Here is a 4,921-nt window from a genome sequence, read left to right on the forward strand (position 1 = left end):
CTCCTCGACCGGCTGGTGGACCGCGGCGTGGTGATCAGTGGGGATGTCGTGGTCGCGCTGGCCGGCGTCGACCTGCTCCGGCTCGATCTGCGCGCCCTGCTAATCGGTGTGCAGACAGCCGTGGAGGGCGGCCGAGAGGCGGGATGGTGAGTACTACCAGGAACCCCCGGCGGACGCTGCGATTGGACGCGGATCCCCAGGACGTCGGTCGCGGTCTCGCGCGTCTCGTCGGGCGTGAGCCCCGAGGAGACCGAGCAGGCACTACGGCGGGCCCGTCACCTCGTCGATCCCGGGCCGGGGATCGACCCGACCGCCCCCGACGCGTCGAGGGCCCGCTCCGCCTCCTCCGCGTACGAAGAACGATGGAAGAAGGCGAGGACAGCGCCATGAGCGTCTCCAGTCAGTCCATGAACCGGGCTCCGAAGCCCAGCAGCCTGGCCGATGTCCTCGACGTTGTGCTCGACAAGGGCATCGTCATTGACGCCTACGTGCGGGTCGCGCTGGTCGGAATCGAGATCCTCACGGTCGACGCCCGGGTCGTCATCGCGAGCGTGGACACTTACCTCCGGTTCGCCGAGGCGGTGAACCGGCTGGACATCGCGCCCAAGGAGCAGGTCTCGGGCCTGCCCGGACTCATGCATGAGGTCACCGACGGCACCGCGAGGCAGAAGTCGAAGGGGGCGCTCGAGGGATTGAAGGACACCGCCGAGGAGGTGGTGGGCTCGCTGCGTGGCGGATCGTCCGAGGAGCACGCCCGGCGGGATCTGCCGGCCGGGCGCAGTGCGCCGGGCGACCGCCGCAGCGGCCGAGAGGGATGATCGCTATGTCCGTCATCATCTATGGCATCACGCGGTCCGGGCATCCGGCGCCGACGCCACCGCCGCCCGGCATCGGACACCCCCCGGGGCAGGTGCACCTGGTGCGGTTCGGGCCGTTGGCGGCGGCGGTCAGCGTCACCGCGGATGTCGGGATTCTGGGCGAGTCCGAGGCTGTGCGTCATCTGGACATCCTGCAGCGACTTCTCGCCGGAGGCCCCGTGCTGCCGCTGCGGTTCGGGACCGTCGCCCCCGACGAGGCGGCCGTGTGCCGTGAGGTCCTCGCCCCGCTCGCCGACGAGATGCCCGATCGGCTCGATGCGCTCGAAGGGCTGGTGGAGCTGCATCTCGACGTGGAGGAGGACGAGCGGTCCGCCCTCACCGAGGTACTGCCGGGCAGCCCGTTCGTCGGGGTCACGCCGCCCGCGGATCTCGACGCGCGGATCAGGCTGGGTCAGCAGGTGGCCGACCTGGTCATCGCCCGCCGGCAGCGTCAGGCCGATGCGATCCTCGACCTGCTGCGTCCGCTGGCGCTGTCCGACCGGCCACGGCGCCCGCACGGCGGTGCGGAGGCCCCGGTGCTCAGCTGGGCGTTTCTGCTGCGCGACGACGCCGTGGACGCGTTCGACGCCGCCGTCGCCGATCTCCGTCGTGCCTGTCCGTACTTCACGATCGAATACGTCGGCCCACTTCCCGCCATCGACTTCGCCGAGGGCCCCACGGGTCCCCCCGGAGCCGGTGACACGGCGGACGCCGACGCCTTCGGGGGGACCGGCAGATGGGGTTGGAGCTCGGACTCCGACATCTGGGAAGGGAATGATCAACTATGAGCAGTGCGAAGATCGCTGCGGCGCTCGTCGGCGGCTATGTCCTCGGCCGGACCAAGAAAGCCAAGATGGCGATCGGAGTCGGGCTCTGGCTGACCGGGCGCAACTATCACGCCAAGGACATTGTCCGTGATCAGACGGTGAAACTGCTGCATTCCGCGGAGGCGGAGGAGCTGCTCGCCCAGGTCCGCGGACCTGGGCTGGAGGCCGGTCGGCGCGCGGCACTGTCGGTGTACGAGGCCCGGGCGGGTCGGCTCACCGAGAACCTCCACCAGCGTACGGGTCGGCTCACCGAGGGCCTGGCCGAGGCGGGTGACGTCGCCAAGGCGGCGACGGGCGCGGTCACCGAGGGGGTGACCGGGGCCGTCAAAGGGGTGACCGGGGCCGTGCCGGAGGCCGCCGCACCCGGCCGGGGCGAAGGAGAGGGCGAGAAGCTGGCGCCCGCCGCGGCGGAATCCGAGGAGGGCACCTCGGGCGGGCAGACCGAGCAGCGTGGGCAGGCGGAGCAGCGTGGGCAGGCGGGCAGACCGAGCAGGGCGAGCGGTCGGAGCAACGGGCGGCCGGTGAGGGAGCGGCGCCCGAGGCTGTGGCGCAGTCCGGTGCGCAGCGCCGTTCTTCGCCCGGACGTTCGGCGGGGCCGCGCCGCGCCGCGCGTGGCCGGCAGAACGTCACCTCCGAGCGGTGACATCCGAGGGACGGTCCGATCGACGAGGAGCGGAGATGACGCAGACGACAGAGCGGCCGACGACGAAGCCACCGGCGCAGGGTTTTCTCGGTGCCCTGCGTGACAGCCCGGCGACCAAGAGCCTGCTCGACGAGACGAAGAACTTGGCGAAGGCGGGTGGGGCGCACCTGGTCGGCAGGACGGCGCAGCGGCTCACCTCGAGCACGGAGAAACTCCACGGGCTGGCCGAGAGGAACGGCAAGGAGGGTAAGCTCTCCCCGCTCGCCGAGGGCGTCCAGCGGCTGGTCAGGGGGGAACCGCCGACGAAGACGGCCTTCAGGACCGCGGTCTCGGCGATGCGCGAGAAGGCGAAGGGGACGCTGAAGATCGGCCGCGGGAAGCGCGGCGGCAAGAGCGGGCCACTCAAAGCCACGAACATCGAGGAGACGGTGGACGTCGGTGTCCCGGTGTCCGTCGCCTACGACCAGTGGACGCAGTTCCCGGATTTCGCCCGTTTCATGAAGGGCGTGGAGGCGGTGGAAACGAAGAGCGAGACCGAGCAGAACTGGCGGGTCAAGGTCTTCAAGTCCCGACGCAGCTGGAAGGCGACCGTCCAAGAGCAGATCCCGGACCGGCGGATCGCTTGGACGTCCGAGGGCGGAAAGGGCTCCACCAGGGGCGCCGTCACTTTTCATCCGCTCGCTGATGACCTCACCCGGATCCTGCTGGCCATGGAATACTATCCCAGCGGGTTCGTCGAGAGGACGGGGAATATCTGGCGTGCCGGCGGCCGGCGGGCCCGCCTCGATCTCAAGCATTTCCGCCGGTTCATCGTGATGCAGGGCAAGGCAACCGGGTCGTGGCGAGGTGAGATTCGCGACGGCAAAGTGGTGGCACAGCCCGAGGAGTCGGGGCCGGCCGCGAGGGAGAGGGCGGCGACCGTGCGGGCCGAGCAGGCCCAAGCCGAACGCGCCGAGCAGGCCGAGGCCGAGTGGGCCGAGGAAAAAGGGAGTGCCGAGCAGGAAGGGGGCGCCGAGCAGGCCGAAACCGCGCGGCGGTGAGTATGGCGAGGGTGCGCGGGTTCCCGCGATTGTCCGCGCGCGGTGGCGCCGGTCGTGCCGTCACGCTGATCGAGCGTGAGGTCATCGCCGCCGTGGCCGCGGATGCCGGGGTGGCTCTGGCCGAGTGGGAGACCAGGCGAAACCTGGTGACGGAGGGCGTCGCGCTACTCGACCTCGTCGGGCGGACCTTCCGCATCGACGACGTTGTCCTGCTCGGTGCCCGGCCCTGCCCACCGTGCTCCTACCTCGAACAGCTCACCCGCCCCGGGGTCTGGAGCGCGCTACGCGACCGGGGTGGCCTGCGCGCCGACGCCGTGCGTGGCGGCACCGTCCGGATCGGCGCGACGATCATCATCCCGCCCCGGGAGGCCGAGCCCGTCGACGCGGTCGCGCCGGATCACGCGGTTGTGTCGGGTGCGCCCGCCCCGACCGGTGGAGGATAGCGCCACGCATCCGGGTCAGTACCACCAGGCGGGATCCCGGTGTAACCGGGCTGGTTCTTCAGTAGCCCGACGCGGGTGGCCACGCCGAGACTGTAGACCAGCGCCCGGACGCGGGCGTCGATCTCGTCGCGGATCGACCGGATCTCCTCGAGCGCGCACTCCGCCGGATCATCCAGTTTCCAGGTGAGGTAGCGCGTGTCGGGGTAGCTGGGAACGGCGTCGTCGCATCCCATGTTGATGACGACGATGGAGTCGCGGACCATCTCGTTGGTCAGTCGCTTCGGGGACTCCCGGGACAGGTCGATGCCTACCTCGGCCATGACGGTGACGACTCCCGGGTGGATGGCCGGGGCCGGGGCGCTGCCGGCGGATCGGGCGCGGAACAGGCCACGACCATGTCGGTCGAGCAGAGCGGCGCCTATCTGAGAACGGCCCGCGTTGTGAACGCAGACGAACAGCACTTCGGGCGGACGAGCCACGAACGCTCCTGGTCGGCCGTGCTGGAACGGTGGGATAACGGGTTGCCGGGGGGCGTCGGAATGTATTTTCTTCGGATCTGGATGTCGGGTCGCGATGTCAGGCGTTTGTTTGAATGTTGATGTTCGCGGGCTTCCGTTGTAGCGGGTGTTGGGTATGTCTTGGTGAGGCATTGTCGAACACGGTTTCGCCGGGTGTGGCATCGCGGATTGTGATTTCATGGGCCGGATGTTCGCGGACTGCGAGTCTTGCCGACGTGACCATTGCCGACCGCGAACGTCGCCGGTCATTGTCAACAACATTCTGATAACACTGATGTAGTCGTTCGAGTCAGCCGTGGGTTGCCAGTGGCATACTCCCACGGGTGTCACCGGGTGCTCCCCGCGGGGATGGGTACGGTGCTCCCCAAGGGGATGGGTACGGTGCTGGGCACACCGCGGCCGAGATCTATGCGGACTTCGTCCGCCGGGACGGTCCCGGTCGGAACTTCTCGGCCGTCATCACCGCCATCCGCGAGGGCGCCCTGGGTGCCCGCCACGACGGGGAAACCGCAGGAGGAAACCGCAGGACCGTACTCGGGGCTCGGGGCATCGGGCGGGGGTCAGCGCCGCATCAGCAACGAGCCGCCCAGGAG

Annotated in this window: 7 protein-coding genes and 1 pseudogene; 7 read left to right on the top strand and 1 reads right to left on the bottom strand. The window is 69.8% G+C overall.

The genetic code is table 11. The features are described 5' to 3' along the window. The first annotated feature begins 12 nt into the window (after positions 1 to 12). From gvpJ to AC08OP_RS20670, 6 genes are all read left to right on the top strand, one after another. Positions 13 to 150 carry a gas vesicle protein GvpJ gene (gvpJ, locus tag AC08OP_RS20645; protein ID WP_476615694.1) on the top strand — a complete coding sequence of 46 codons (138 nt, stop codon included), beginning with the start codon at positions 13 to 15 and terminating at the stop codon, positions 148 to 150. A 236-nt stretch (positions 151 to 386) separates the two neighbouring features. Further along, positions 387 to 818 carry a gas vesicle structural protein GvpA gene (locus AC08OP_RS20650; protein WP_476615689.1) on the top strand — a complete coding sequence of 144 codons (432 nt, stop codon included), beginning with the start codon at positions 387 to 389 and terminating at the stop codon, positions 816 to 818. Between the two features lie 5 nt (positions 819 to 823). After that, positions 824 to 1,645 (top strand): GvpL/GvpF family gas vesicle protein, encoded by an 822-nt coding sequence (locus AC08OP_RS20655; protein ID WP_476615690.1) that lies wholly within the window; start codon positions 824 to 826, stop codon positions 1,643 to 1,645. Beyond that, a complete protein-coding gene (locus tag AC08OP_RS20660) occupies positions 1,642 to 2,430 on the top strand; it encodes a hypothetical protein (RefSeq protein WP_476615691.1) in 789 nt (262 codons plus the stop codon). The genes AC08OP_RS20655 and AC08OP_RS20660 overlap by 4 nt, the downstream gene beginning before the upstream one ends. After that, positions 2,363 to 3,367: an SRPBCC family protein gene (locus AC08OP_RS20665; protein ID WP_476615692.1), complete on the top strand. Its 1,005-nt coding sequence runs from the start codon at positions 2,363 to 2,365 to the stop codon at positions 3,365 to 3,367. Before AC08OP_RS20660 ends, AC08OP_RS20665 begins: the two co-directional genes overlap by 68 nt. A 2-nt stretch (positions 3,368 to 3,369) precedes the next feature. Then, positions 3,370 to 3,810: an MOSC domain-containing protein gene (locus AC08OP_RS20670; protein WP_476615695.1), complete on the top strand. Its 441-nt coding sequence runs from the start codon at positions 3,370 to 3,372 to the stop codon at positions 3,808 to 3,810. Here AC08OP_RS20670 and AC08OP_RS20675 read toward each other — a convergent pair. After that, positions 3,765 to 4,289 (bottom strand): arsenate reductase ArsC, encoded by a 525-nt coding sequence (locus tag AC08OP_RS20675; RefSeq protein WP_476615693.1) that lies wholly within the window; start codon positions 4,287 to 4,289, stop codon positions 3,765 to 3,767. The two genes, AC08OP_RS20670 and AC08OP_RS20675, sit on opposite strands and share 46 nt — an antisense overlap. A gap of 362 nt (positions 4,290 to 4,651) precedes the next feature. Here AC08OP_RS20675 and AC08OP_RS20680 point away from each other — a divergent pair. Continuing rightward, a pseudogene (locus AC08OP_RS20680) lies at positions 4,652 to 4,921 on the top strand (hypothetical protein); the annotation flags it as partial.

The sequence above is a fragment of the Frankia sp. CeRuru1 genome, assembly GCF_977966315.1.

Excerpts from the sequence above, each read along its gene's own strand:
- AC08OP_RS20650 (WP_476615689.1), top strand. The coding sequence starts at position 387 with ATGAGCGTCTCCAGTCAGTCCATGAACCGGGCTCCGAAGCCCAGCAGC.
- AC08OP_RS20655 (WP_476615690.1), top strand. The coding sequence starts at position 824 with ATGTCCGTCATCATCTATGGCATCACGCGGTCCGGGCATCCGGCGCCG.
- AC08OP_RS20660 (WP_476615691.1), top strand. The coding sequence starts at position 1,642 with ATGAGCAGTGCGAAGATCGCTGCGGCGCTCGTCGGCGGCTATGTCCTC.
- AC08OP_RS20665 (WP_476615692.1), top strand. The coding sequence starts at position 2,363 with ATGACGCAGACGACAGAGCGGCCGACGACGAAGCCACCGGCGCAGGGT.
- AC08OP_RS20670 (WP_476615695.1), top strand. The coding sequence starts at position 3,370 with ATGGCGAGGGTGCGCGGGTTCCCGCGATTGTCCGCGCGCGGTGGCGCC.